The sequence below is a fragment of the Micromonospora sp. BRA006-A genome (assembly GCF_033433935.1).
Classification (GTDB): domain Bacteria; phylum Actinomycetota; class Actinomycetes; order Mycobacteriales; family Micromonosporaceae; genus Micromonospora; species Micromonospora aurantiaca.
Genome location: NZ_JANCLW010000001.1, coordinates 3,859,137 through 3,884,184 on the forward strand (window position 1 = coordinate 3,859,137; position 25,048 = coordinate 3,884,184).

22 protein-coding genes and 2 pseudogenes are annotated in these 25,048 nt (G+C 73.4%); 9 read left to right on the forward strand and 15 right to left on the reverse strand.

Annotated features, from left to right (window positions below; all coding sequences use genetic code 11):
- Nucleotides 1–5: 5 nt before the first annotated feature.
- Nucleotides 6–770, forward strand: coding sequence for a hypothetical protein (locus tag NMK34_RS17595; RefSeq protein WP_318334331.1), 765 nt, complete (start codon nt 6–8; stop codon nt 768–770).
- Here NMK34_RS17595 and NMK34_RS17600 read toward each other — a convergent pair.
- The 8 genes from NMK34_RS17600 to NMK34_RS17635 form a co-directional block, all read right to left on the reverse strand.
- Nucleotides 763–1,377: a bifunctional 4-hydroxy-2-oxoglutarate aldolase/2-dehydro-3-deoxy-phosphogluconate aldolase gene (locus tag NMK34_RS17600; protein ID WP_318334332.1), complete on the reverse strand. Its 615-nt coding sequence runs from the start codon at nt 1,375–1,377 to the stop codon at nt 763–765. The two genes, NMK34_RS17595 and NMK34_RS17600, sit on opposite strands and share 8 nt — an antisense overlap.
- Complete coding sequence (locus NMK34_RS17605) at nt 1,374–2,336, reverse strand: sugar kinase (protein ID WP_318334333.1); 963 nt, start codon at nt 2,334–2,336, stop codon at nt 1,374–1,376. Before NMK34_RS17605 ends, NMK34_RS17600 begins: the two co-directional genes overlap by 4 nt.
- Before the next feature lie 65 nt (nt 2,337–2,401).
- A complete protein-coding gene (locus tag NMK34_RS17610; protein WP_318334334.1) occupies nt 2,402–3,298 on the reverse strand; it encodes a PmoA family protein in 897 nt (298 codons plus the stop codon).
- Entirely contained in the window at nt 3,295–3,933 is a 639-nt protein-coding gene (locus NMK34_RS17615; protein WP_318334335.1) for a hypothetical protein, read from the reverse strand. Before NMK34_RS17615 ends, NMK34_RS17610 begins: the two co-directional genes overlap by 4 nt.
- A 5-nt stretch (nt 3,934–3,938) precedes the next feature.
- The gene (locus NMK34_RS17620) at nt 3,939–4,808 is read right to left on the reverse strand and encodes a carbohydrate ABC transporter permease (RefSeq protein ID WP_318334336.1); all 870 of its coding nucleotides are present in this window, start codon (nt 4,806–4,808) and stop codon (nt 3,939–3,941) included.
- Nucleotides 4,805–5,785, reverse strand: coding sequence for a sugar ABC transporter permease (locus tag NMK34_RS17625; protein WP_318334337.1), 981 nt, complete (start codon nt 5,783–5,785; stop codon nt 4,805–4,807). The genes NMK34_RS17620 and NMK34_RS17625 overlap by 4 nt, the downstream gene beginning before the upstream one ends.
- 21 nt (nt 5,786–5,806) lie before the next feature.
- Entirely contained in the window at nt 5,807–7,150 is a 1,344-nt protein-coding gene (locus tag NMK34_RS17630; protein ID WP_318334338.1) for an ABC transporter substrate-binding protein, read from the reverse strand.
- A 97-nt stretch (nt 7,151–7,247) separates the two neighbouring features.
- On the reverse strand, nt 7,248–8,294 hold the full coding sequence (locus NMK34_RS17635; protein ID WP_318334339.1) for a LacI family DNA-binding transcriptional regulator: 1,047 nt from the start codon (nt 8,292–8,294) through the stop codon (nt 7,248–7,250).
- Nucleotides 8,295–8,535: 241 nt separating this feature from the next.
- Here NMK34_RS17635 and NMK34_RS17640 point away from each other — a divergent pair, with 241 nt between their 5' ends.
- The 8 genes from NMK34_RS17640 to NMK34_RS17675 all read left to right on the forward strand — a co-directional run bounded on the left by NMK34_RS17640 (nt 8,536) and on the right by NMK34_RS17675 (nt 18,151).
- Complete coding sequence (locus tag NMK34_RS17640; RefSeq protein ID WP_318334340.1) at nt 8,536–9,864, forward strand: Gfo/Idh/MocA family oxidoreductase; 1,329 nt, start codon at nt 8,536–8,538, stop codon at nt 9,862–9,864.
- A gap of 16 nt (nt 9,865–9,880) precedes the next feature.
- Nucleotides 9,881–11,314, forward strand: coding sequence for a glucuronate isomerase (uxaC, locus tag NMK34_RS17645; RefSeq protein ID WP_318334341.1), 1,434 nt, complete (start codon nt 9,881–9,883; stop codon nt 11,312–11,314).
- On the forward strand, nt 11,311–12,612 hold the full coding sequence (locus tag NMK34_RS17650; RefSeq protein WP_318334342.1) for an enolase C-terminal domain-like protein: 1,302 nt from the start codon (nt 11,311–11,313) through the stop codon (nt 12,610–12,612). Before uxaC ends, NMK34_RS17650 begins: the two co-directional genes overlap by 4 nt.
- A complete protein-coding gene (locus NMK34_RS17655) occupies nt 12,603–14,087 on the forward strand; it encodes a mannitol dehydrogenase family protein (protein ID WP_318334343.1) in 1,485 nt (494 codons plus the stop codon). Before NMK34_RS17650 ends, NMK34_RS17655 begins: the two co-directional genes overlap by 10 nt.
- 52 nt (nt 14,088–14,139) lie before the next feature.
- Nucleotides 14,140–15,306 (forward strand): Gfo/Idh/MocA family protein, encoded by a 1,167-nt coding sequence (locus NMK34_RS17660; protein WP_318334344.1) that lies wholly within the window; start codon nt 14,140–14,142, stop codon nt 15,304–15,306.
- A gap of 28 nt (nt 15,307–15,334) precedes the next feature.
- Nucleotides 15,335–16,678, forward strand: a complete 1,344-nt coding sequence (locus tag NMK34_RS17665; RefSeq protein WP_318334345.1) for a pectate lyase — start codon at nt 15,335–15,337, stop codon at nt 16,676–16,678.
- A gap of 281 nt (nt 16,679–16,959) precedes the next feature.
- On the forward strand, nt 16,960–17,418 hold the full coding sequence (locus tag NMK34_RS17670) for an ATP-binding protein (RefSeq protein ID WP_318334346.1): 459 nt from the start codon (nt 16,960–16,962) through the stop codon (nt 17,416–17,418).
- Between the two features lie 7 nt (nt 17,419–17,425).
- Nucleotides 17,426–18,151, forward strand: coding sequence for an HD domain-containing protein (locus NMK34_RS17675; RefSeq protein ID WP_318334347.1), 726 nt, complete (start codon nt 17,426–17,428; stop codon nt 18,149–18,151).
- Between the two features lie 513 nt (nt 18,152–18,664).
- Here the strand turns inward: NMK34_RS17675 and NMK34_RS17680 are convergent.
- The 7 genes and pseudogenes from NMK34_RS17680 to NMK34_RS17710 form a co-directional block, all read right to left on the reverse strand.
- Complete coding sequence (locus NMK34_RS17680) at nt 18,665–19,093, reverse strand: barstar family protein (protein ID WP_013476519.1); 429 nt, start codon at nt 19,091–19,093, stop codon at nt 18,665–18,667.
- 59 nt (nt 19,094–19,152) lie between these two features.
- Nucleotides 19,153–19,593 carry a ribonuclease domain-containing protein gene (locus NMK34_RS17685; protein WP_318334348.1) on the reverse strand — a complete coding sequence of 147 codons (441 nt, stop codon included), beginning with the start codon at nt 19,591–19,593 and terminating at the stop codon, nt 19,153–19,155.
- 186 nt (nt 19,594–19,779) lie between these two features.
- Nucleotides 19,780–22,689: a M36 family metallopeptidase gene (locus NMK34_RS17690; protein WP_318334349.1), complete on the reverse strand. Its 2,910-nt coding sequence runs from the start codon at nt 22,687–22,689 to the stop codon at nt 19,780–19,782.
- A 613-nt stretch (nt 22,690–23,302) separates the two neighbouring features.
- A pseudogene (locus NMK34_RS17695) lies at nt 23,303–23,821 on the reverse strand (RICIN domain-containing protein); the annotation flags it as partial.
- Nucleotides 23,822–23,857: 36 nt separating this feature from the next.
- Nucleotides 23,858–24,070, reverse strand: a complete 213-nt coding sequence (locus NMK34_RS17700; protein ID WP_318334350.1) for a hypothetical protein — start codon at nt 24,068–24,070, stop codon at nt 23,858–23,860.
- A gap of 92 nt (nt 24,071–24,162) precedes the next feature.
- Nucleotides 24,163–24,879 carry a polysaccharide lyase family 1 protein gene (locus NMK34_RS17705; RefSeq protein WP_318336369.1) on the reverse strand — a complete coding sequence of 239 codons (717 nt, stop codon included), beginning with the start codon at nt 24,877–24,879 and terminating at the stop codon, nt 24,163–24,165.
- A 33-nt stretch (nt 24,880–24,912) separates the two neighbouring features.
- Nucleotides 24,913–25,048, reverse strand: a pseudogene (locus NMK34_RS17710) (IS5/IS1182 family transposase); the annotation flags it as partial.

A 25,048-nucleotide genomic window follows, 5' to 3' on the forward strand; every position in this document is an offset into this window, starting at 1 on the left:
GCGGCATGGGTGAGTTGCGCAAGCCGTTCCTGCTGCTGGCCCTGCTCGCGGTGGCGCTGGTGGTCGGCGTGGAACTGGGCGCGGCGGCACTGACCGGCGGCGGCGACGCGAGCGGCGCGCTGCGGGACAGCGCCGGCCGGCTCGGCGTCGAGCTGGGCGACGTCGGCGCGGTGTCCGAACCGTCCGGCCGGGGCATCGGCTACCTGGCGCTGATCGACGTGGTGGCGCTCTGGACGACCGGGCTGTTCTGCCTGAGCCTGGTGCTGCCGGACCGGATGCAGGGCCGGGTGCAGGGCGTGGCCACGCTCGTCTTCTCGATCGTGCTGCTGCTGGTGTCGCTGGTCCTGCTGATCGTCGCGTTCGTCGAGCTGACGGTGATGGTCTCGCTGTTCCTGGCCCCGCCGTTCGGCACGCTGGCGTACCTCGCGGTCTGGGGGTTCTTCCCGGTCGACGACGCGGCGGTGCTGCTCGGGCTGGCGCTGCTGCTCAAACTGGTCTGGGCCGGGCTGCTGCTCGCCGCCCAGCCCCGGTTCCTACGCAACAAGGGTCTCGTCGCGCTGGCGCTGACCACGCTGCTGTGCACAGTGGTGCTGCAGTTCCTGCACGGCCTGGTGCCGGTGATCCTGGTCAGCATCCTCGACGACCTGGGCGCCGTGGTGTTCGCCGTGGTGGCGCTGATCTGGGCGCTGGTGCTGCTGATCGGGTCGATCCCGGCGATCGTGAAGGCGATCCGGACCACCGCCACCACGTCCGGCCGTACCGTCACCTGACCGCGCCGCCGGCGGCGAGCGTGGCCAGGCGTGGCAGCTGCTCGGGGTCGGTGAGTGCCGACCCGACGGCCACCACGCGCGCCCCGGCGGCGAGGAAGTCACCCGCGTTGCCGGCGTCGACGCCGCCGGTGGCCACGAAGCGGGCCTCCGGCAGCGGCCCGGCCACCGCCCGGAACCACGCCGGGCCGAGGCTGACCGCCGGGAACGCCTTGAGCCACACCAGGCCGTGGTCGAGCGCCCGCTGCGCCTCGGTCGGCGTGGCCACGCCGGGCAGGTGCGGCACGCCGAGACCGGCCGCCGCGTCGGCCACCGCCAGGTCCAGGCCGGGCGCCACGGTGAACGCCGCCCCGGCGGCCACCGCGTCGTGGACCTGCGCCGGGGTACGCACCGTGCCCGCGCCCACGATCCGGTCCCGCCGCCGCCCGGCCGTCACGGCGGCGCGCAGCGCCGGCACCGCCTCCGGGGTACGGATGGGCACCTCCACCACGTCGATGCCGAGATCCCAGGCCAGTTCCGCCAGCCGGACCGTCTCGTCGGCCGGCAGATCGCGCAGGATCACCATCACCCGCGCGTCGCCGAACAGTGCCTCGAAGTCGTGCCCGCTCATCTCCCGCTCCCTCCCCTGACCCGCGCTCGCGCATCCTCGGGCCACGCCTCGTCCGGCAGCGCCAGCGCCCGCGCGATCGTCTCCGCGTCCGGTGGCGGCGCGGTGTCGCCCGGCACGGCCAGCACCGGCGCGGCGGTCAGGTGCCCCAGCCGCAGGCAGGCTCGCAGGTCGAGGCCGCGCAGCAGCCCGGAGAGGAACCCGGCGGCGAACGCGTCCCCCGCGCCGACCGGTTCCACCACGTCCACCGGCAGCGCCGGCACGACCACCGCCGGCCCGGTACGCGGCAGCGCCGTCGCGCCGACCGGCCCGTCCTTGACCACCACCAGCTCCGGGCCCGGCAACAGCGCACGGACCGCGGCCGGATCGCCGGCCGACCAGAGCACTGCCGCCTCGTCCAGCCCGACCAGCACCACGTCGGCGCGGTCGGCCAGGTCGCGCAGGACCGGTCCGGCCCGGTCGGCGGGCCAGAGCGCCGGGCGGTGGTTCACGTCGAAGCTGACCCGCGCGCCCGGCAGCGCGCGCCCGTCCAGCGCTGACACGAGCAGGTCACGGCAGGTGCCGGAGAGCGCGGCGGTGATCCCGGACAGGTGCAGCAGCCGCGCCCCGGCCAGGCCCGGCCGCCCGAGGTCCGGCGCGCCGAGGCGGCTCGCCGCCGACCCGGCCCGGTGGTAGTGCACGCGGGTGCGGTCCGGCCCCGGATCCTTCAGGTAGAGCCCGGTCGGCGCGTCCCTGTCGACGGCGACCAGCGAGACGTCCACGCCCGCGGCGGCGACCTCGGCCACCACCCGCCGCCCGAACGGGTCGTCGCCGACCCGGCTGACCCACGCCGTGCGGTGCCCGAGCCGGGCCAGTCCAGCCGCCACGTTGGACTCGGCGCCGCCGACGCCGACAGTCAGCCGCGCGGCATGTTCGAGCCGGCCGCCGTCGTCAGGGGCGAGCACCACCATGGTCTCGCCCACGCACACCACCTCCGGCCCGCTCCCGGCGCCGCCTCCGTCCGTGACCGCGGCACCAACCGGCCCGCTCACCGGGTGGCCGCCGCGTCCAGCCGGGCCGCGATGCCGGCCGGGCCGAGGTGGCCGTCGGCGACGAGCATGCGGTGCCGGTTGTGCCGGGGCCGCCCGGCCGCGACCACCGCCGGGCTGTCGAAGGCGTACGCGACGCAGACGCCCGGGTACATGGCGGTACGCACGAACCACCTGTCACCAGGCCCCAGACCGGTGAACACCAGCGTGTACGCGCCACCTCCGGGCGCGGTGGCGGACAGCGCCAGCCAGGGCGCGGCCGACCCGTTCACCGCCTCCTCGCCTTCCGCCTCGGCGGTGCGGACGCGCGGTTCGCCGTCGGCCACGGCCCGCCAGAAGAATCCGCCGTACCCGGCGCCGCCCGGGCGGCCGTTCGTGGCCGGGCTGCCCAGGTGCACGTCGGCGCCGGTGGCCGAGGTGAGCGTGGCGGACAGGTCCAGCCACCAGGCGTCCTCGCCGGCCGGCGCGGCGGTGATCCGCCGGTGCTCGCGCAGCAGCACCCGGCCGTGCCGGTCCCGCCACTCCAGGTCGTGGTCGAGCCGGTCGGCGGCCCGCTCCCGCCAGCGGGTGTGCGCGATGACGCCGTGGTCGTCGCGCCAGGTGTAGCCGGTGCCGCGCACGTACGTCCGGCCGCCCCACAGGTTGACGCCGTCCACGTCCTGCACGGCAAGCGATGCGCCGAGGTGCCAGACGTGGTCGGCCGGCAGCGCGTCGGTCACCGGGGAGCCGGCCCGGGTCCGCACCGGATGCAGGTACGGCCGAGGGCCGTGGCGCGGGTCCAGGTCCGGCCGGACCAGGTACCGGGCCACCTCGGCACCGTCCACGACGAGCCGGGCTTCGGCATCGGTCCCGGCGGGGCGCGTGTCGGCAGCCGCGGAACGGGATTCGGCGGTCACGACGGCTCCGGCGCGGGGACCGGATGGCGGGCGTCCAGCGCGTGCAGCGCCGCGAGGGTGTACCCGCCGAGGATCGGCACCGCCACCGGCGTGACCAGCACACCCAGCACCACGGCGAGCGCGCAGACGCCGGAGGCGGCGGCCCACGCACCGGGACGCTCCGGGCAGGAACGCGCCACCCGGCGGGCTGCCACCCGCCAGCCCCGGCCGCCGGTGCGCCCGACCGCCACGGCGACGAGGCCCGCGTACCCGAGCAGGACCGCCACCACGACGGCGGTGAGCGCGAGCGCGGGCCCGCCGCCTGGCACCCGGCCGGTGGTGAGCGCGAGCAGGTCGGCGGCGAGCAGCGCGACGGCGGCCAGCGCGGCGGCGCTCACCGCCGACCCGGCGGGCAACGCGCGGCCGAACCGGCTGAGGCTGGTCCGCGCGTCGGGCCAGGCGCCGGTGACCGACCTGTCGTGCAGCGCGACGCTGGCGGTGGCGACCGCCGGGGCGAGCGTGAGCACCGGCAGCGCGGCGAGCGCCACGGCGAAGCCGAGCAGCGCCAGGTCGGTCGCCTCGCGCAGCGTGTCCCGCCAGTCGGCACGGGCCGGCGCGGTGTCGGGGTGAGCGGGTACGTCGGTGGAGCCGGACACGGCGGTCATCCCTTCAGCCCGCTGGTGTTGATGCCCTCGACGAGCATCCGCTGGAACGCCAGGAAGAACAGGAACACCGGCAGCAGCGACAGCACCGACATGGCGAACATCGGACCGACCGAGCTCTGGCTCGTCGAGTCGATGAACAGGGTCAGCGCCACCGGGACGGTGTAGTCCTCCAGGCTGGACAGGAACACCAGCTGCCGGAAGAAGTCGTTCCAGGTCCAGATGAACGAGAAGATCGCGGTGGTGACCAGCGCCGGGCGGCTCAGCGGCAGGATGACGTGCCGGAACACGCCGTACGGGGACGCGCCGTCGATGGTTGCCGCCTCGTCCAGCTCGCGCGGGATGCCGCGCATGAACTGCACCATGAGGAAGACGAAGAACGCCTCGGTGGCCAGGAACTGCGGCACCAGCAGCGGCAGGTACGGCCAGTCGCCGCCGACCAGGCCGAGGCTGCGGAACAGGATGTACTGCGGCACGATCAGCACGTGCCCGGGCAGCAGCAGCGTCCCGATCATCACGGTGAACCACAGCTTGCGCAGCCGGAACCGCAGCCGGCCCAGGGCGTACGCGGCGAGCAGGCAGGACAGCGCGTTGCCGACGACGGTGAGCCCGCTGACCAGCGCGCTGTTGAGGAAGAACCGGCCGAAGCTGATGTCGAAGTTGGTCCAGCCGTCGAGGTAGTTGCCCGGGGTGAACTCCTCCGGCAGCAGGCCGACGTTGTTGACGATCTCGGCCTGCGACTTGACCGAGGTGCCGAGCATCCAGAACAGCGGGTAGAGCACCACCGCGACGATCGCCACGAGCACGACGAGCCGCAGGACGTTCCGGCCGCTGCCGGGCCGGCGGCGGGCCACGGTGAGCGCCGTCATGAGTCCTCTCCGTCCGAGTAGTGCACCCAGAACCGGCCGGTGCTGAAGAAGACGGCGGTGATCAGGCCGATCGCCACCAGGAACACCCACGCCATCGCCGACGCGTAGCCCATCTCCAGGTCGGTGAAGCCGGAGATGTAGAGCTTCAGCGTGTACATGAGGGTGGAGTCGACAGGGCCGCCGGTGCCGTTGCTGAGCACGAACGCGGCGGTGAAGCCCTGGAAGCCGTTGATGGTCTCCAGCACCAGGTTGAAGAAGATCACCGGGGAGAGCATGGGCAGGGTGACCGCGCGGAAGCGCCGCCACGCCCCGGCGCCGTCCACGGCCGCCGCCTCGTACAGCTCGGTGGGCACCTGCTTGAGCCCGGCCAGGAAGATCACCATCGGCGCGCCGAACTGCCAGATCGCCAGCACCATCAGCGTCTCCAGCGCCCAGTCCGGGTCGCTGACCCAGGGCAGCCCCTCGACGCCGAACAGGGCGAGGAACGAGTTGAACGCGCCGTCCCGGTTGAACATGTTGACCCAGACGATGGCCAGCGCGACGCTGCCGCCGAGCAGCGACGGCAGGTAGAACAGGCTGCGGAACAGCCCGACGCCGCGCCAGGCCCGGTTGAGCAGCAGCGCGACGCCGAGCGCGGCGGCCAGTTTCAGCGGCACCGCGATCAGCGCGAACGTCAGCGTGACGCGGACGGCGTGCCAGTACGACGGGTCGGCGGTGAACATCCGCTCGTAGTTGGCCGGCCCCACCCACCGCACCTCGGACAGCGGGGTGAGGATGTCGTAGTCGGTGAAGCTCAGCCAGAGCGACAGCAGCATCGGGATCGCCGTGACACCCATCAGTCCGATGAGCCAGGGCGAGAGGAAGACGTACCCCGCCAGGCCCTCGCCGAGCCGGGCCCGGCCGGCCCGACGCCGCGCGGGGCGAGGGCCGGCCGGTCCGGTGCGCGGGGTCCGGCCGGGCGCCGTGGTGAGAGCCACGGGACCGGTCCTTTCGTGGGGTCAGGCGATCGCGGACTTGCAGGCGGCGACGAACTGCTCCGCCGCCTGGGCCGGGGTGGCGCGGCCGTACTGGGCGTTCTCGGCGGCCTTGACCAGCTCGGACTTGACCTTGCTGTGCCCCTTGATCGGAACCTGGGGCGAGGCGCCGAACTTCTGCGCCAGGTCGGACTCGACCTGGATGGACTGCTTCATGGCCGGGTCGGTGGCGGTCTCGCTGACCTTGGCCCGTAGATCCATGTTCGACGGCAGACCGCGGTCGGTGCCGAGCAGCGCCACCGCCTCCGGGTCGTTGTTCAGGAAGTTGATCACATCGACGGCGACGTCCTTGTGCTTGCTGCCCTTGAACACCGACCAGTACATCGAGGCGCGCGCCCACTGGGCGCTCGGGTCACCCGGGTACGCGACCACGCCCAGCTCGTCCTTGGTGTTCTTCTTCAGGTCCGGCATCTGGTTGACCCAGACCCAGGAGGTGGCCGACTTGCCGGTGACCACGAGCTGCTTGGTGATGTCGCTGGAGTTGCCCTCGTGGATGACGTCCGGCGTCGGGGTGGCGCCCCGGTCCCGCGCGCCCTTCCACAGCTCGAACCACTTCGTCACGTCCTCGGCGGTGAAGCCGAGCTCCTTGCCCTTGTACAGGTCCTTGCCCTGCTGGCGCAGCCACACCCAGAGCGCCTTGTAGTCGGCGCTCGGGTCCTGGGTGCCGGGCACCTTCGTCTTCTTCGCCACCTGCTCGGCCCAGGCGATGTGCTCCTCCCAGCTCATCCCGGTGGTCGGCTCGGGCAGCCCGTTCCTGGTGAGCAGCGTCTTGTTGTAGACCAGGCCCTGGGTGTTCTCCCCGGCGGCCACCCCGGCGAGCTTGCCGTCGACCACGCCGTACTCCAGCAGGCTCTTGGGGAACTTCGACACGTCGAGCTCGCCGGAGTCGCGGTAGCTGCTCAGGTCGAGCGTGGTGCTGCGGCCGGCGTACTCGGCCAGGTAGTTGTCGTCGATCTGGAACAGGTCCGGCGGGTTGCCGCCGGCGGTCAGCGTGGCGAGCTTGTCGAAGTAGCCCTGGTTGGCCTGCCAGGTCTTCTCGAACGTCACCTCGGGGTGCTTCTTGGTGTAGAGGGCCAGGGCGTCCTCGGTGAGCTTCGCCCGGGCCTCACCGCCCCACCAGAAGACGGAGAGTTTGACCGGGCCGCCGTCGCCGCCGGCGTCGTCGTCGCCACAGCCCGCCGCGCCCAGGGCGAGGGGCACGGCGAGCGCGACGGCGGCCAGGCCGCGCACGAGTCGGCGTCGGGTCAGGGGGGTACGGTGATCCCGTCCGGCGGGTGCGCCGGCGGTGGGGGACGTTGCGGGGTGCATCTGCGCTCACTCCTCGGCTGTGGGAGGCGACGACGTCACCGGCGGCCGTCCACGGGCCGCCCGGGTCCGCAGTGCTGTGCGGGCCCGGGCCACCTGCTCAGGCTCCGGTGCCGTCCCGGCCGGGCGCGGGGACGGGCCCGGTCGAGTCGCGGACGACCAGTTCGGTCTGGAGCATTACCTGTGCGGTGGTGCGACGGTCGCCGGCCGCCGCGCCCCGGCCCCGGGCGCCACGCGGCGCGTCGGAGTCGAGTTGCAGCAGCATGTCGACGGCCGTCCGGCCGGCGGCCGCAGTCGGCGTGGCCACCGTCGTCAACTTGGGGCGGGTGAGCCGGCTCAGCGCGATGTCGTCGACGCCGACGACGCTGACGTCGTGCGGCACCCGCGCCCCGATCGCGTCCAGCCCTTCGATCAGGCCGATCGCCATCAGGTCGTTGTAGGCGAGCACGGCGGTGACGCCGCTGCGGCGTACCTGTTCGGCGAGCGCGCCGCCGCCGGTCTCGGTGGGCTGGTTGGGTCCGAGGACTGTCAGTTCCGCTCCCCCGCCCCGGGCGGCGGCGGTAGCGGCGCGGCGCATCTCCCGGGCGGTCCAGGAGCCGCGCGGGCCGCCGAGCAGCGCGATCCGGCGGTGGCCGAGCCCGAGCAGGTGCTCGATCGCGGCCCGGGCGCCCTGCCCGACGTCCATCATCACGCAGGGCAGGCCGGCGACCTGGCGGTTTATCACCACCACCGGAACCTCGCGGCTGACCTGCTCGATGAGGCTGTTGCTCATCCGGGGGCTGCACAGCAGCACGCCGTCGACCTGCTTGGCCAGGGCGTGGACCAGGTCCTCCTCGGCGACCGGGTCCTCGTTGGTGTCGGCCACGAACACGTGGTAGTCGCGGTGCCGCGCCTGCCCCTCCGCCGCCTTGATCAGCGGCGGGAAGAACGGGTTGGCGATGTCGGCCACGATCAGGCCGATGTTGTGCGTACGGCCGGTGATGAGGGCCCGGGCGGCCCGGTTGGGCCGGTAGCCGAGGTCCTCCGCGCAGGCCAGCACCCGGACCCGGGTCTCCGGGTTGACCAGGTGCGGGGCCGAGAACGTCCGGGACACGGTGGAGATGTGCACACCGGAGGCGCGGGCGACGTCCCGGATGGTGGCTGGCACGGCGGGCTCCCTCGTCCGATGTGGTGGGCGTCACGGGTGCCGCCCATTAATGCAAACGGTTGCGCCCGTGTCAACGGTCCATTGTTGCGGCTCGATTGCGCCGGCGTTCCCGCCACGTGCATGAATGCCCATCAATACGGACGGATAGGGCGGGTTGGGCGGCAACCGTTGACGGCGTATCCACAGTCATGGTTTCTTCGGCTGCAAACCTTTGCAGCCGACTGGCGGGGAGGCCGACGTCATGTCACCACCGGCCCGGGAACGGGTCCGCCACGCCCTGGTGGGTGCCGGGGCACGCGCCGAGATGTTCGTCCGTGCCCTCGCGCTCGACCACGCCGACACCGCCGAGCTGGTAGCGCTCGCCGACGTCAATAACACCCGGATGGACGCCCACAACCGCTGGCTGGCCGAGCTGGGCCACCCGCCGGTGCCCACGTACGCCGCCGCCGACGTCACCGCCATGCTCGCGAAGGAGCGGGTCGACGTGGTGCTGGTGACCAGCGTCGACGCCACCCACGACGAGTACGTGACGGCGGCGCTGCGGGCCGGCTGCGACGTGGTCGTGGAGAAACCCATGACCGTCGACGCGGACCGGTGCCGCCGCATCCTCGACGCGGTCGCCGAGACCGGCCGGCGCGTCACAGTCGCGTTCAACTACCGCTACAACCCGCTGCACGAACAGTTCCGGCGGCTGCTCGCCGACGGCGCGGTCGGCGAGATCGGGTCGGTGCACTTCGAGTGGCTGCTCGACGTACGCCACGGCGCCGACTACTTCCGCCGCTGGCACCGCGACAAATCCGTCTCCGGCGGCCTGCTCGTGCACAAGTCCGGCCACCACTTCGACCTGGTCAACTGGTGGCTGGACGCCTGCCCGGTCGAGGTGCACGCGTACGGCCGGCTGTTCTTCTACGGCGCGGACGGCCGCCGGCACGGCTACGCCCGCGACTACGACCGGGCACACGGCTCCCCCGCCGCCGACGGCGACCCGTTCGCGCTGCGCCTGGCCGACCACCCGAGGCTGCGCGAGCTGTACCTCGACGCCGAGGCCGAGGACGGTTACCACCGCGACCGCAACGTCTTCGCCCCCGGCGTGACCATCGAGGACGACCTCGCGGTGCTGGCCCGCTACGACACCGGCGCCACGATGACCTACCACCTGACCGCGTACGCCCCCTGGGAGGGCTACCGGGTGATGGTCAACGGCAGCCGGGGCCGCCTCGAACTGGAGGTGACCGAGAGCGACCACGTCAGCCCGTCCGTCGCCGGAGCGCTGAAGGGCGCGGCGCTGCACGGCGACGAGGCCGCCGTCGAGCAGGGCGCGGCCCGGCTCACGCTGCGCCCGTTCTGGGCGCCGCCGCAGGAGATCCCGGTCGAGGGCTGGACCCGGCGCGGGCACGGCGGCGCTGACGCCCGGATGACCCGGGTGCTGCTCGGCGGCGAACCCGACCCGCTCGGCCGGGCCGCCACCGCCCGCGACGGCGCGCTGGCGCTGCTCACCGGCCTGGCCGCCAACCGCTCGCTGGAGACCGGCGCGCCCGTCCGGGTCGCCGACCTGCTCACCCTGCCCTGACCGAGGAGCCCTCGCTGTGCCGATCATCCCCCGCGGCGACCTGCTGCTGCCCGCCGAGCCCGGGCTGCGCGCCCTGGCCCGCGAGCTGTACGCGCTCGCCGCCGAGCAGCCGCTCATCTCCCCGCACGGGCACGTCGACCCCGGGCTGCTGGCCGAGGACCAGCCGTTCCCCGACCCGGCCCGGCTGCTCATCGTGCCCGACCACTACCTGACCCGGATGCTGCTCAGCCAGGGCGTACCCCCGGCCGACCTGGGCGTGCCGAGCGTCGACGGCAGCCCGGTGGAGACCGACGGGCGGACCATCTGGCGGCGCTTCGCCGCGCACTGGCACCTGTTCCGCGGCACCCCGTCGCGGCTCTGGCTGGAGCAGACGTTCCGGCACGTCTTCGGCGTCGACACGCCGCTGAGCCCGGCCACCGCCGACACCGTCTACGACGCGCTCGCCGCACGCCTGGCCGAACCGGGGTTCCGTCCCCGGGCGCTGTTCGAACGCTTCGGCATCGAGGTGCTCGCCACCACCGAGTCGCCGCTGGACGACCTGGGCCGGCACGCCAAGCTCGCCGCCGACGGCTGGGGCGGGCCCGGCGGCCGGGTGGTCACCACGTTCCGCCCCGACGACGTGGTGGACATGGAGTTCGGCGACTGGGCCGCGAACGTGGACCGGCTCGCCGAGGTCTCCGGCGAGGACACCGGCACGTACACCGGTTACCTGGCCGCGCTGCGGGCACGGCGGGAGGCGTTCGCCGCCGCCGGAGCCACCTCGTCCGACCACGGGCACCCGACCGCCCGTACCCTCGATCTCGGACCGGCGCAGGCCGCGGCGCTGTACGACAAGGGCCGGCGCGGCCTGGCCGACACGGGCGACGCCGAGGCGTTCCGGGCGCACATGCTGCTCGAGTTCGCCCGGATGTCGCTCGACGACGGCCTGGTCATGCAGCTGCACCCGGGCGCGGTGCGCAACCACAACCGCTGGCTGCACGCCCGGCACGGCCGCGACGTGGGCGGCGACGTGCCGCAGGCCACCGAGTACGTGCACGCCCTCGCGCCGCTGCTCGACGCGCACGGCAACGACCCACGGCTGACGGTGGTGCTCTACACGCTCGACGAGGACACGTTCACCCGGGAACTCGCCCCGCTCGCGGGTGGCTACGCGGCGCTGCGCCTCGGCGCGCCGTGGTGGTTCCTGGATTCCCCGGAGGTGCTGCGCCGGTTCCGGGAGGCGGTCACCGAGACCGCCGGCTTCTACAACACCGCCGGGTTCGTCGACGACACCCGCGCGTTCTGTTCCATCCCGGTACGCCACGACGTGGCCCGCCGGGTCGACGCCGGCTTCCTCGCCCGCCTCGTCGCCGAGCACCGCCTCGGCGAGGACGAGGCCGCCGAGACCATCGTCGACCTGGCGTACCGGCTGCCGAAGCAGGTCTTCAAGTTCGGAGGCGGGCCCGCATGACCACGATCGTCGACGTCGAGGTGCACGACGTGCGCTTCCCCACCGCCGCCAGCGGCGACGGCTCGGACGCGATAAACAGGGGCGACTACTCGGCCACGTACGTGGAGCTGACCACCGACGGCGGACCGACCGGCACCGGGTTCACGTTCACCAACGGCCGGGGCAACGAGATCACCTGCGCGGCCGTCCGCGCGCTCGCCCACCACGTGCGCGGACGCACCGTCGCCGAGATCGCCGCCGAACCCGTGGCGTTCTGGCGCTCCCTGGCCGCCGACGTGCAACTGCGCTGGCTCGGCCCGGAGAAGGGCGTGATCCACATGGCCACCGGCGCGCTCGTCAACGCGGTGTGGGACCTGCGCGCCAAGCTCGCCGGCAAGCCGATGTGGCGGTTCCTCGCCGAGGCGCCCACCGACGAACTGGTCGCGACGATCGACTTCCACCACATCACCGACGCGCTCACCCCCGACGAGGCGGCGGCCATCCTGGACAAGGGACGCGACGGCCTGGCCGACCGGCTCTCCGGGCTGGAATGCGACGGGTTCCCCTCGTACACCACGTCGGTCGGCTGGCTCGGCTACCCGGACGAGCAGGTGCGCGCGCTGACCCGCGACGCGTACGCGCAGGGGTGGCGCGCGATGAAGATGAAGGTCGGCGGGCGGATCGAGGACGACCTGCGGCGGGCCCGGATCATCCGGGCCGAGATCGGCCCGGACGCGCTGCTCATGATGGACGCCAACCAGGTGTGGGACGTGGACGAGGCGATCGCCGCGATGGGCGTGCTCGCCGAGGCCGACCCGTACTGGATCGAGGAGCCCACCCACGCCGACGACGTGCTCGGGCACGCCCGGATCGCCCGCGCGGTCACCGAGCTGACCGGCGGGCGCTGCCGGGTCGCCACCGGCGAGGTCGCCGCCAACAAGGTGATCTTCAAACAGTTGCTCCAGGCCGAGGCGATCGGCGTGATGCAGATCGACGCCTGCCGGGTCGGCGGCGTGGACGAGGTGCTCGCCGAACTGCTGCTGGCGGCGAAGTTCGGCGTGCCGGTGTGCCCGCACGCCGGCGGCGTCGGCCTGTGCGAGTACGTGCAGCACCTCGCGATCTTCGACCACCTGCGGGTCGGCACCAGCCTGGACGGTCGCATGGTCGAGTACGTCGACCACCTGCACGAGCACTTCACCGACCCGGTCCGCACCCGCGGCGGGCGCTACCTGCTGCCCACCGCGCCCGGCTACAGCTCCACCATGCGCCCGGAGTCGATCGCGCGGTTCCGCTTCCCGGACGGCCCGGCATGGCGCTGACTCCCGACCGGCTCGGCCTGGCCACGCTGCGCCACCTGCCGCCGGAGTCCCGGCCGCTGCTGCGCCCCGGCACCGTGCCGGCCGGCATCGTCCACCTCGGCGTCGGCGCGTTCCACCGCGCCCACCAGGCCGTGCACACCGAGGCGGCGGTCGGCGCGGCCGGCGGCGACTGGGGCATCATCGGCGTCGCGCCACGCAGCACCGACGTGGTCGACGCCCTCGCCGCGCAGGACTGCCTGTTCAGCGTCACCACGCTCGCCCCCGACGCCGCTGCCACCCGATTGGTCGGCGCGCTCGCCGGGGTACGGCACGCCGCGAGCGACCCGGACGCGGTGGCCGGCCTGCTCGCCGACCCGGCGATCCGGGTGGTCACGCTGACGGTGACCGAGAAGGCGTACCGGCTGGATCCGGTGACCGCCGCGCTCACAGTGGACGCGGACCTGACCGCCGACCTGACCACCGGCCGTCCCCCGCGTACCGTGCCGGGTCTGCTGGTCCGCGGGCTGCTCGCCCGCGCCGCCGCCGACGCCGGGCCGATCGCGCTGGTGAGCTGCGACAACCTGCCCGCCAACGGGCGGCGGCTGCGCGGGCTGGTCGAGCAGTGCCTCGCGCTGGCCCGGGTACCGGACGCGACAGCCGAACGGGTGCTCACGGCGGTGACCTGCCCCGGCACCATGGTGGACCGGATCGTGCCGGCCAGCACCGACGAGACCCGGGACACCGCCCGGCGGGCGCTGGGCGTGACCGACCTCGCGGCGGTCGCCGCCGAACCGTGGTCACAGTGGGTGATCGAGGACGACTTCCCGGGCGGCCGCCCGGCCTGGGAACGCTCCGGCGCGATCCTCACCGGCGACGCCGGCCCGTGGGAGCGGCTGAAACTGCGGGCACTCAACGGCGTGCACTCCGCCACCGCGTACCTGGGGGCGCTGGCCGGTGCGGAGACGGTGGCCGAGGCGCTGACGCTGCCGCACCTGGACGCGGTGCTGCGGCGGCTGCTAGCCGAGGAGATCGCGCCGAGCTTCACCCCTCCGCCCGGCGCCGACGTGGCCGACTACGGCGAGCAGGTGCTCGCCCGGTTCGGCAACCCGGCGATCCGGTACCGGACGACGCAGGTCGCCATGGACGGCTCGCAGAAGCTGCCGCAGCGGGTGCTGCAGACCGTCGCCGACCTGCGGGCCGCCGGCCGGTCGGCGCGGTGGAGCGCGCTCGTGGTGGCCGCCTGGCTGCGGTTCCTGCTCGGGTACGCCGACGACGGCCGGCCACTGCCGCTGGACGACCCGCTCGCCGACCGGCTGCGCGCCGCCCTCGCGGCCGGAGCGCACACCCCGGCCGGGGTGGTGGACGCGGTCTTCGCGCTGCGCGAGGTGTTCCCCGCCGGCCTGGCCGCCGACGAGGAGTTCCGCGCCGACGTGACCGGCTGGCTCACCGCGCTGGAACGCCACGGCGTCCGGGCCACGCTGGCGGACGCCCGGTGACCGGCGGCGGGCCGGGGACGCCCGGCGGGCGGCGACCGGGCGGGGGTCGCCGGTGAGCGCCGGCGGGTCGCCGCGGGTGGCGCTGATCGGGGCGAACGGGCACGGCCGCTGGCACCGCCGCACCATCGCCGGGCTGCACGCGGCCGGGCGGGCGCGCCTCGTCGCGCTGGTCGACGTGCGGCCGCTGGAGGCCGAACCGGACGCGCCGGTCCCACCGGAGGCGACCGTCCTCACCGACCACCGGACGATGCTCGCCGCGTGCCGCCCGGACGTGGTGGTGGTCTGCACGCCGCCGCACACCCACCTGCCGATCGCGCTCGACGTGCTCGCCGCCGGGGCTGACCTGCTGCTGGAGAAACCGCCGGTGCTCGACCTCGCCGGACACCTGACGCTCGCCGACGCCGCGGCCGCCGCCGGCCGGGCCGTGCAGGTCAACTTCCAGGCGCTCGGCTCGCCCGCGCTGACCGAACTGACCGGCGCGCTCGGGCGGCTCGGCCCGGTCACCGGCATCGCCACGCTCGCCGCCTGGCAACGTCCGGACGCCTACTACGCCCGCTCCCCCTGGGCCGGACGGCGAACCGTCGACGGCAGCCCGGCGCTGGACGGCGCGCTCGCCAACCCGCTCGCGCACGCGCTCATGCAGTGCCTCGCCGTCGCCGAATCGGTCACCGGCGCGCCCGTGCGGCCGGCCCGGATCGAGGCGGAGCGCTACCGGGTCCACCCGATCGACGTGGACGACACCACCGTGCTGCGGCTGACCCCGCACGCCGGGCCGCCGGTGCTGGCCGCGCTCACCCTCGCCGCCGAGGAACACGTCCCCGGGGAGGTGCTCGTCACCGGCGAGCGTGGACGGGCGCTGCTGGAGTACCCGACCGACCGGCTGCGGCTACCCGGCGACGACGCGCCGCGCCCGGTGCCCGGCCGCCGAGGACTGCTGGCGAACCTGCTCGACCACCGCGCGGACGGCACGCCGCTGATCGCGCCGCTGGCGCGTACCGAGCCGTTCACCGCGGTGCTGGACGCGCTGCGGGACGCACCCGTTCCGACGCTGCTCGACGGGGACCTGGTGCGCGAGGCGGGCGACGGCCCGCAGCGGGTGCGGATGGTGCGGGGCGTCGGCGCGGTGCTGCGGGCCGCCGTGGAGACCGGTGCGCTGCCGTCGGAGGCGGGCGTGCCGTGGGCGGTCAAGCCCCATGTGGTGGACCTGCCAGTGCAGTGAATGTCCCTCCAGGAGAACGGAACGAGTCATGCGTACCCGAACCGCAGTCGTCGCGGCGCTGACCGCCGCACTCGTCCTCACCACCGCCGCGCCCGCGCCGGCCGCACCCGGTGAGCCGTCCCGGGCCGCCGAGCTGATCGGCCGCCAGACCCTCGCCGCGAACGACGGCTGGGCCGCCGCGGGCACCGGCACCACCGGCGGTTCGGCCGCCGCGCCGGACCGGGTACGCGTCGTGCGTACCCGCACCGAGCTGATCGCCGCGCTGGGCGGCGACAACGCGACGAACGCCGCCGACGCCACCCCCAAGATCGTGTACGTGGCCGGGACAGTCGACGGTTTCGAAGGCCCGGACGGCACGCCGCTGGACTGTGCCGACCTGGCCGACCCGGAGTACTCGCTGCCCGCCTACCTGGCCGCGTACGACCCGGCGACCTGGGGCCGGGTCAACCCGAGCGGACCGTTGGAGGCCGCCCGGGTGCGGTCGGTGGCCGAGCAGACCCGGCAGACGCAGATCAACGTCGGCTCCAACACCACCATCGTCGGGCTGCGCGGCGCCCGGCTCACCGGCCTGACGCTGATGATCGACCGGGTGGACAACGTGATCGTGCGTAACATCGAGTTCGCCGACGCCCGGGACTGCTTCCCCGCCTGGTCCCCCACCGACGGCGACACCGGCAACTGGAACTCCCAGTACGACCAGATCTCGGTGCGGCGCAGCGAGCACGTCTGGATCGACCACAACACGTTCACCGACGGCGACAACCCGGACAGCGCGCAGCCCGTCCACTTCGGTCGCCCCTACCAGGTGCACGACGGCTCGGTGGACGTCACGCACACCGCCAGCCTGGTCACCGTGTCGTGGAACCGGTTCACCGGCCGGGACAAGGTGATGCTGATCGGCTCGTCGAACACCGTCGGCCCGGACGTGGGCCGGCTCAACGTCACCGTGCGGCACAACCTGTTCGACGGCACGCTGCAACGGCTGCCCCGGGTGCGGTTCGGCCAGGTCGACGTGCACGAGAACCACTACCGGCTCGGCGGGCCCGGCTTCGCGTACGCCCTCGGCGTCGGCGTGCGGTCCGCGCTGTACGCGGAGAACAACTTCTTCACGCTCACCGGCGACACCGCCCCCGCCGACCTGCTCTACGACTGGGGCGGCACCGCGCTCACCGAGCGGGGCAGCTGGGTCCGGCAGGGTGACCGCCTGCCCCGGCCGGTGGACCTGCGCGCCGCGTACAACGCCGCCCACGACCCGGACCTCGGCGGCGACGCCGGGTGGACGCCCACGCTGCGCGCCGCCCGGCCGCTGCCGGCCCCGCTGGTCCCGGTCGTCGTGGACGCCTTCGCCGGCGCCGGGCGGCTGCCGCTCTGACCTGCGCCCGAGCCCGCACGCGCACCACCTCGACGCCGTCGCGGTGACCGCGACCGCTCGTCCCGGGCCGGCGTCCCCTCGGGGTCGCCGGCCCGCCCCGTCGCCGTCGCTGCCGGGCCGCCGGCTGACACGCCGCCGCCGATGCGAGATGATCACGTTGACGGACATCGCCGCCGGGGGAATGAATCGGCGGCCACCGGGGACAACAGGGTGAGAATCAGGCGGTGAGAGCGCGAGTGGGCGCCCAGGCCCGGGGACGGGCACGGGACGGAGGGCCGGACGTGACGGGTGGGACATCCGGCGACGTCGGCCCGGTCCTCACCATCGACCTACCGGCCGACCCGGCCCGGCTCGCCGCCACCCGGGAACGGTTGCGCGGCTGGCTGCACGCCCAGGGCGTCAGCGACTGGGACGTCGACACCGTGCTCATCGCGACCGGCGAGGCGTGCGCCAACGCCATCGAGCACGGCTACCGCTTCGCCCCGGAGGGCATCACCACGCTGCGGGCCGAGCTGCGCGGTGACCGGCTGGAGATCGAGGTACGCGACCGCGGCGGCTGGCGCGCGGCCGACGGCGACGACAGCGGCGACCGGGGGCGCGGACGGCTGATCATGGCGCGGGTGATGGACGAGGCCACCATCGTCGGCACGCCGGAGGGCACCTGCGTACGCCTGGTCAAGCGTCTCACCGGCGACGTGAGCGGCCCGGCGGACGCCGGATCTAGCGAAGATCAGCTATAAGGGACGCATGGAGTTCCCCGCGTACCTCGCCACCATGCCGATGCACGCGATCACCGAGATCCACGGTGAGCCCGGCCTGCTGGCCCGGTTCCGGCTGGAGATCGAGGCGTTCGACGAGGCCGCCCGCGACCGGCTGACCGAGGCGCTCGACCTGGCTGCCGACCTGCACCGCGACGACCGCCGGGTACGCGAGCCGTACCTCAACCACCTGCTGCGGGTGGCGATCCGGCTGATGCACCACTACCAGGTGCGGGACATGGACGTGATCGTCGCCGGGCTGCTGCACGACGCGGTCGAGGACCACCCCGCCGAACTCGCCGGGCTCGACCCCGAGTCGGCAGCGGACGCCACGCCGGCGGCGCTCGACGCGCTGTCCGACCGGTTCGGCGCGCGGGTCGCCCGGCTGGTCGCGGCGGTCACCAACCCGGCGTACGACCCGGGGCGGGACCGCGACGAGCAGTACCGGGAGCACGTGGCGGCCAGCCTGGAACGGGAACCCTGGGCCCGCGTGATCAAGGTGTCCGACTTCACCGACAACGGCGTGGGCGTGATCCACACGGTCGGGCCGAAGGTGACCCGCGCCGCCACCAAGTACCGCCCGCTGGTGCCGGTCTTCCGCGACCTGGTCGCCCGGCCTGACACGCCGCTGTCGGCGCCGGTCAAGCAGCACATCCTCGCCCAGCTGGACCTGGCCGAGGAGCGCTTCAGCGCCATCCTCGACCAGCCCGCCTGACCCCACCCGGTCCGGCGTGTCCCGCCCAGGCCGCCGACGCGACCCGCGCCCTCACCACCCGGCTCGCACTCACCCTCACCTTCGCCACTTCCCCGAACCGGCGCCCGGCCCACCACCACCGCGAAGTGGCGACAACCTCACCCAGCGGACCCCGCCACTCCCCCGAACTGGCGACCGCCCACGCCACCACCCCGAACTGGCTGCATCCCCACCGACCGGACCTCACCACCACCCCGAACTGGCGCCCGGCCCGCCACTACGGCGAAGTGGCGGCATCCCTCCCCACCGAACCCCACCACCTCCCCGAACTGGCGATCAGCCCACCACCTCCCCGAAGTGGCGGCATCCCCACCCACCAGACCCCCGCCACCACCCCGAACTGGCACCCGGCCCGCCACTACGGCGAAGTGGCCGCATCCCCACCCACCAGACCCCGCCACCTCGCCGAGCTGGCGGCCATGCTCACCGCACGAGGTCGCCGCTTCGGGGAGGTGGCGGCGATACGGCACCCGGTCAGCCGGTTGCGGGAGGCGGGGCGCCCACCCGCCCGCCGAGCACGGCGGCCACGCGGTCACGCAGGGCGCGCAGTCGGTCCGGGTCGTCGCGCAGGACCACCCGCAGCGTCTCGTGGCCACCGGCGGCGACCGCGCCGAGCACGTCCAGCAGCGTGCCGAGCTGGGCGGGCGGCTCGTCGGCGAGCAGGTCCGCCGCGTCGGTCACGACCAGCGTCAGCGGACCGGAGTCGAGGCGGTCTGCGAGCGCGTCGGCGAGAGCGTCCCAGTTGCGGCCGTACCAGCCGGGCAGCGCCAGTGACCCGGCCAGCGTCTCGTGCAGCCCGGCGCGGGTGCGGCTGGCCCCGCCGGAGACCGGCACACCGTCCGGCTCGGGCGGCGCGCCGTCGTACACGAGCCAGGCCGGCGGCTGCGGGGACGCTGCGCCCATGATCCGTCCTTTCCCGACGGCGCCGGCCGGGGGTCGCCCCCGGCCGGCGCCGAGGCTGCTCAGAGCCGGTAGAAGTTGGCGTAGTGGTCGGGCGAGAACCAGGTCACCCCGGTGCTCTTGTTGACCACGATCCGGTACGCGTCCCGGGAGGCGTTGCAGGCGCGCGGGTACACGTCGTACTCGTGGTAGGTGGCGCCGGTGGGCAGCTGTCCCTCGTAGTTGTAGAACCGGCCGCCGGCGAAGTTGCACTGGCCGCCGCTCCACGAGTACCAGCCGCGGCTGGTCGGGAAGCTCTTCGCGGACCAGCCGGATCGCGCGGTGCGCGCGTCGGCGCAGCGGGACTGCGTGCAGGAGCCGTAGACGGCTGCCGCGGCGGGTTCGGCGAGGCGGGTGGAGACCGTGGACGGTGCGACGAGCGCGGCGGCGGCAACGGCGGTGACCAGGGCGGACGCGGCGAGGGCGCGGCGTACGCGGGTGACGGCGGCGCGGAACGGGGTCAAGGGATCCTCCTTGAACTGGACGACAGCGCATCGATCGACATTGATGGCCGATCGATGCTCAGTCTGTCGAGGATCCTGCCCGCCGTACAGTCCCGATCCAGCGACGGCGACCCGAACCGCGCGTGAACACACGGTGGCGGGTGCGGACGGACGACCCCAGTCGCCCGTCCGCACCCGCCGTGTGTGTCAGCGCGTGAACGCCTGGAACTCGGCGATCCGCACGTTCTGCGCCTGCGGGCTGGCGGTGGCGCAGTCGGTCGCCGCCCGCGGGTCGTCGTCCTGCTCACCGGCGTAGTCCGGGGCGCCCGTGCACTGGTTGGTCAGCACCTCGACGCGCAGGTGCGTGGCAGTGGTACGCGGGATGTCGAACGACCGCATGATCAGCTCGGGCGCCCGGGGACGCGGCGCGACGGCCGGGAACGCGTCCGGCCGGCTGGTGTGGACCGGCCGGAAGTCCGCCGCGTCGGCGCAGGTCACCGGCCCGGTCGCGGTGCACGCCAGGATCCGGAACTGCCGCACCGCGGAGTACCGGCTCTGGGTGCCGGCGTCGGCGTCACCTGCTACCGGCGGGCGCAGCATGGCGCTCACCTGCACCCGGCGAACCTGCTGGACGCCACCGGCCAGGTCGACGGTGACCTGCCGGCCGGCGACCGGCGCACCGAGCGCGGCCCAGTTGGTGGCCTCGTCGTCGTCGGCGATCTGCGGCAGGTTGATCCCGTCACCGGTGACCGCCGCGCCCGCGGTGGCCGAGGCCAGGTTGGGTCGCAACGTCACCGGCAGCGTCCGGTTCTGACCCGCCTTGACCGTCACCGGGCCGATCCGGGTGTGGCCGTAGCCGGGCGCCCGCACCACGAACTCGTACGTGCCGGGCACCAGGTCGACCCGGTCGGTGAGCGGGGTGGCGGCGTCGGTGTCCGCCACCGGCACGGCCCGGGCCTGGTAGCGCCCGACGAACAGCTGCGCGCCCGCCACCGGCCCGCGCTCGCCGACCGGCAGGAACCGCAGCGCGGCCTCCCGCGCGTACGGCGAGGTGAAGCCCGGCGTGGGGTCGGCGTCGGTGTGGCCGACGCTGGCCGCGGTCTCACCGAGGCCGCGCCCGGCGAACGCGTTCCACAGCAGGTCCTGGTTGGCCCCGCCGAAGCGGATCCGGTCGGCGGCGAGCATCGCGTCCCGGGCGTCGACCATGCTGACCTGGCTGACCGACATCAGCAGGAACGAGTCGAAGACCAGCTGAATCCAGCGCCGGTTACCCGGGCAGGCGGCCACGTCGCGGGCGCCGGTGGCGCACGCCTTCTGCACGGCCGGGGTGCCGCTGCCCCACCGGCGCATCATGGCAGCCCGGATGTCGGCGTTCGTGGCGCTCCACACCTCACCGGAGGCGTGCACCTGGAGGCCGACGAAGTCGTAGTCGACCGAGCTGTAGTTGAGCGGGCTGGCGCTCATGTTGTAGTTGCGGATACCCGCGTTCGGGTCCCCGGTGGTGTACTCACCGATGGTGAAGCCGCGCCGGCCGGGCGCGGCGTACCCGTGCTCGAACAGGTACTCCATGGCTAGCTGGTCGGACCAGCTCTCGCTCATGCCCTGCGGTGAGCTGACCCCGGCGCTCGGGCCGGCGATCATGCGGTTGGTGACCGCGTGGCCGTACTCGTGGGCGATCACCGACATGTCGAAGTCGCCGTCGACGCAGGGCGCGTAGAACGAACCCGCCATCGGCTGCCACAGGTACATGTTCGTGGTCGGCGCGACGCCGTCCGGCGGCGTGATCTGGTTGGCGTTGTTACGGGCCGCGAACGCGGGCGGACCGCCGCTGATGCCGCCGGCCTGGGCGTTGCCCTGCTCCGGGTCGTTACCGAGCCCGCCGCGGCCGAGGTTGTCCTGCTGCATGTTCCAGGTCTCCTCGGTGAACCCGAGGTGATAGGTCCAGTCGTGCATCCGGTTGTGCATGGCGAACAGGTTCGCCCGCGCCGCGTCGATGTCGTTCGCCTGCGGCGACGTGAACACCTCCGGGTTGCAGCGCTGCTCCTGCCACTGGTTCGTCCACGGGTAGTCGTACCGGCGGTCCGGGCGCGGCGTCGCGGTCTCGGTGCCGACGCTGAACGGGTCGTTGCTGTTCCAGTTCTGCACCGCGATCGCGTTGTTGCCCTTGGTCGTGGTGGTGGACTGGCCGGTGGCCGGGTCCACGTCCCACGCCGGGTGCCCGGGCACGCCCACCACCTCGGCGCAGCCGCGCGCCGGCACGGCGCACCACCGCTTGCGGGTGTCGGCCGAGGACCTGTCGACCCGCGGCGAGTTCGGGAAGACCTCCCACGAGGCGTGGTCGGCGTCGTGGTCGATCAGGTCCTCGCGGACCAGCACCGCGCCGTCGCGGGCGTCCACGTAGGTGGAGTAGGCGGCCGGGTCCGCGCCGGTGGTGTCCGCGCCGAGGATCACCTCCCACGCCGCGCGCGGCCCACGGTCCGCGGTGGGCACCGCGACCAACGAGGTACGCACGACCTGCGCGTCGGCACGGCCGGCGTCGGCGATGGCCGCCTTGCGGGCCTGCTCGGCGCTGATCGTCGCGGGGGCCGGCGTACCGGCGTCACGGGCCAGCGAGGAGCTGACGTGCCACACCGCTCCGTCGCGTACGCCGATGGACAGCATGCCGTCGACGGCGGCCGGCAGATCGCCGAAGCGCTGCCGGAGCAGTACCGTCGCACCCTGCCCCATCGGCGCCACCGTCAGCAGCTCCAGCGCGGCGGCACCCTCGGCGGTCAGGCCCAGCACGTCCCGGTTGGCTGCGACGTACGCGCGCGCGGCGGCGGCCGGGTCGGCGGGCAGCCCGGTGGCGAGGGGCTTGCCGGTCGACGTGAGCGTGGCGGGCGTACCGAAGTCGGTCCAGCGCACGCGGGCGCCGAGCGCGGCGGCGCGGTCGCGCTGCCGGTCGCCGGCGAGAACGCGGCCCTTGCGGTTGTCAGTGGACTTGGTGTCGTGCCGGTCGCCCGGCAGGTGGTCGGGTGGCGCCTGGGTACGGGTCTGTTCCCGGGGTGCCGCCTGGCCGCCGCCAGCGGCGGTCAGGACCAGCCCGGCTGCCATCAGCAGCGCGGTGGTCCCCGTCAACGCACGGGATGGTGTGCGCACGGTCCCTCCTGTCATCGTCGAACGGCGATGTCCGTTCCGCCATCCGACCAGGACGATCAACGCGCCGACACCAGCCGAACATCCATAAATGTTGCTGTGTCGATTTCTCGGCGACCCCCACGGCGCCCCCACCCGAGCATTTCCGGGACTGACGTCTCACCAGACGAGACACGAATAGATCTTGGTACGAAACGGCCCCCGCGAGGGCTGTTCAGTCCCATGACCTCTGTCGCAGGTGAAGTCCCAATACATGTGTCACATGATCAGCGGGCTGGGAGGTGTCGCGGGGCCGGGTTTGACTGCGGGGCGTGGCGAATCGGCGTCTGGTCATGAGCGCGTTGGATGCCCTGCTCACGGCGGGGGTGAAGATCGATAATGTGCAGCGGTGGTGTCGGGACAACGGGGTCAACCCGCGCACGTTCTACCGGCATCAGGCGCGCGTTCGGCTCGAAGGGGCGTGGCAGCCTCGGTCGAGCCGGCCTCATCGCAGTAGGCTCCCGGTTGGGGCATCTGATCTTGGTCGATTGCTGTCTTACCGGGAGCCTCGTCCTACCTGGACACCGGCCTCCCACACCGCCCGTGACCTGCGCCGTCACGATGAAAATGGCTCCGTGATCGCCGCACCGACGCGGATGACGTAGGGCGTGCTGGCGCTGGCGTAGCGCTCCAGGTCGGCCTGGTTGGTCACGGTGACCGTGGTGCCCCCGGCCCCACCGGTCGTGCCGGCCGCCCCGGCGAACCCGTCCGGCGTGTTCGCGTACGGCCCACCCGGCGGCGGCGGGGTGGTGGTGGGCGGGTTGGTGGGGGTGCTGCCGATCGCGTTGAAGCGCCACTGCATGCGGGCGACGTCGGAGCAGGGTTCCTGGACGATGGGGTTGTTGCCGGCGGTGGAGCCGTCCTTGTTGGAGACGCAGAGGTTGTTGAAGTTGCTGCGGATGAGGAACTTGTCGGCGACGCTGGAGGGGCTGAGGGTCCAGGTCTGGTTGGTGCTGGCGCCGCAGGTCCACTGCCAGAGTTGTTCGCCGGTGGTGCTGGAGTAGTTGGGCACGTCGACGCACTTGCCGCTGTTGACGTTGGTCAGGCCGTACGCGCCGTTCTGCGACACCGCCCGGAACTGCTGCGCGGACGCGGCGGCGTCGCAGGCGACCTAGGCGAGCCGCACCCCGTTGTCGGTGCCGGCGCCGGTCACCACCACGCACTTGCCGCTGGAACCGTTGGCCAGGGTGTAGGTGCCGCCGCCGACCGGGGTGGCGGCGTCGGCGGGGCCGACGAGCGCCACGATGGCGACCGGGACGGCGAGCGCCGCGGCGGCGGCCGTGGACAGGACGCCGAGCCGGCGTCCCGGAAGGGATCTCTGCATGTCTCGTTCCTCGATGTCTTCGCGGTGGGGTCGAGGGGTGCGGCGTGGGGCCGGCCCGGTCGTGGACCGCTGCCCGCCCCACGCCGTCGTGCTCACTGGCCGATGGCGGCCTGGGGCCCGGCGTAGGTCCGGACGAGGTTCGGAACCTGGTCGGCGGGGTCGAGCTTGTAGCTGTAGAAGCTCGACGGGGTGAACGCGGAGCCGCCGGTCTCCCGCTGGCCGGTGCAGCTGACGCAGATGCTGCCGGTCTGGCGGATCTCGGCGGTGTCGTCGCGGTAGTACGGGTCCTTGACCTTGTCGTAGTAGGTGTTCTCGATGACCATCTTGGTCTTGCCGCGGGAGTAGTTGCCGTAGCCGCGGACGTTCTGCATGTAGTTGTTGTAGAGGTGCGCGTACTGCACGTTGTCGGTGCTGGGGTTGCGCACGTTGGTGTCGTGGATCCAGTTGTGGTGGATGGTGATGCGTGCGGTGACGTTGGGGGTCCAGCCGATGCCGAACGCCTTGTTGCCCTCGGCGATGACGTTCCAGGACACGGTGAGGTTGGTGGTGTCCTTACGGCTGTCGATCAGGCCGTCGTTCATGCGGACGATCTGGTTGTGGTCGATCCAGATGCGGTTGGCGGTGTCCATCTGGATGCCGTCGTAGTCGAAGTCCTTGTCATCCGGATCGTCGGAGGTCATCCGGGTGTCGCGGATGGTGAGGTTGCGGATGATCACGTTGCTGGTGCCGGTGCCGAGGTAGAAGCCGCCGTTGACGATCTGGCCGCTCTTCCCGACGCCGACGATGGTCTTGTTGGACTTGACCGGGATCTCCTTGCCGTACGGGCTGACCGTGAGCCATTTTCATCCTGCGTGGCGGTCGGCTTCGACGCGGTGCAGGACGAGGATGGCCTGCACGATCGCGGTCGCTCGGCGTGGGCAGCAGCGCAGCTTGACCAGGATTTTCCAGGTCTTGAGGGTGGCGATCGCGCGTTCGCCG

Bases quoted from the DNA above. Each gene is read 5' to 3' on its own strand.
- NMK34_RS17595 (WP_318334331.1), top strand. From the start codon at position 6: ATGGGTGAGTTGCGCAAGCCGTTCCTGCTGCTGGCCCTGCTCGCGGTG.
- NMK34_RS17600 (WP_318334332.1), bottom strand. From the start codon at position 1,377: ATGAGCGGGCACGACTTCGAGGCACTGTTCGGCGACGCGCGGGTGATG.
- NMK34_RS17620 (WP_318334336.1), bottom strand. From the start codon at position 4,808: ATGACGGCGCTCACCGTGGCCCGCCGCCGGCCCGGCAGCGGCCGGAAC.
- NMK34_RS17630 (WP_318334338.1), bottom strand. From the start codon at position 7,150: ATGCACCCCGCAACGTCCCCCACCGCCGGCGCACCCGCCGGACGGGAT.
- NMK34_RS17640 (WP_318334340.1), top strand. From the start codon at position 8,536: ATGTCACCACCGGCCCGGGAACGGGTCCGCCACGCCCTGGTGGGTGCC.
- NMK34_RS17650 (WP_318334342.1), top strand. From the start codon at position 11,311: ATGACCACGATCGTCGACGTCGAGGTGCACGACGTGCGCTTCCCCACC.
- NMK34_RS17655 (WP_318334343.1), top strand. From the start codon at position 12,603: ATGGCGCTGACTCCCGACCGGCTCGGCCTGGCCACGCTGCGCCACCTG.
- NMK34_RS17665 (WP_318334345.1), top strand. From the start codon at position 15,335: ATGCGTACCCGAACCGCAGTCGTCGCGGCGCTGACCGCCGCACTCGTC.
- NMK34_RS17675 (WP_318334347.1), top strand. From the start codon at position 17,426: ATGGAGTTCCCCGCGTACCTCGCCACCATGCCGATGCACGCGATCACC.
- NMK34_RS17680 (WP_013476519.1), bottom strand. From the start codon at position 19,093: ATGGGCGCAGCGTCCCCGCAGCCGCCGGCCTGGCTCGTGTACGACGGC.
- NMK34_RS17700 (WP_318334350.1), bottom strand. From the start codon at position 24,070: ATGCAGAGATCCCTTCCGGGACGCCGGCTCGGCGTCCTGTCCACGGCC.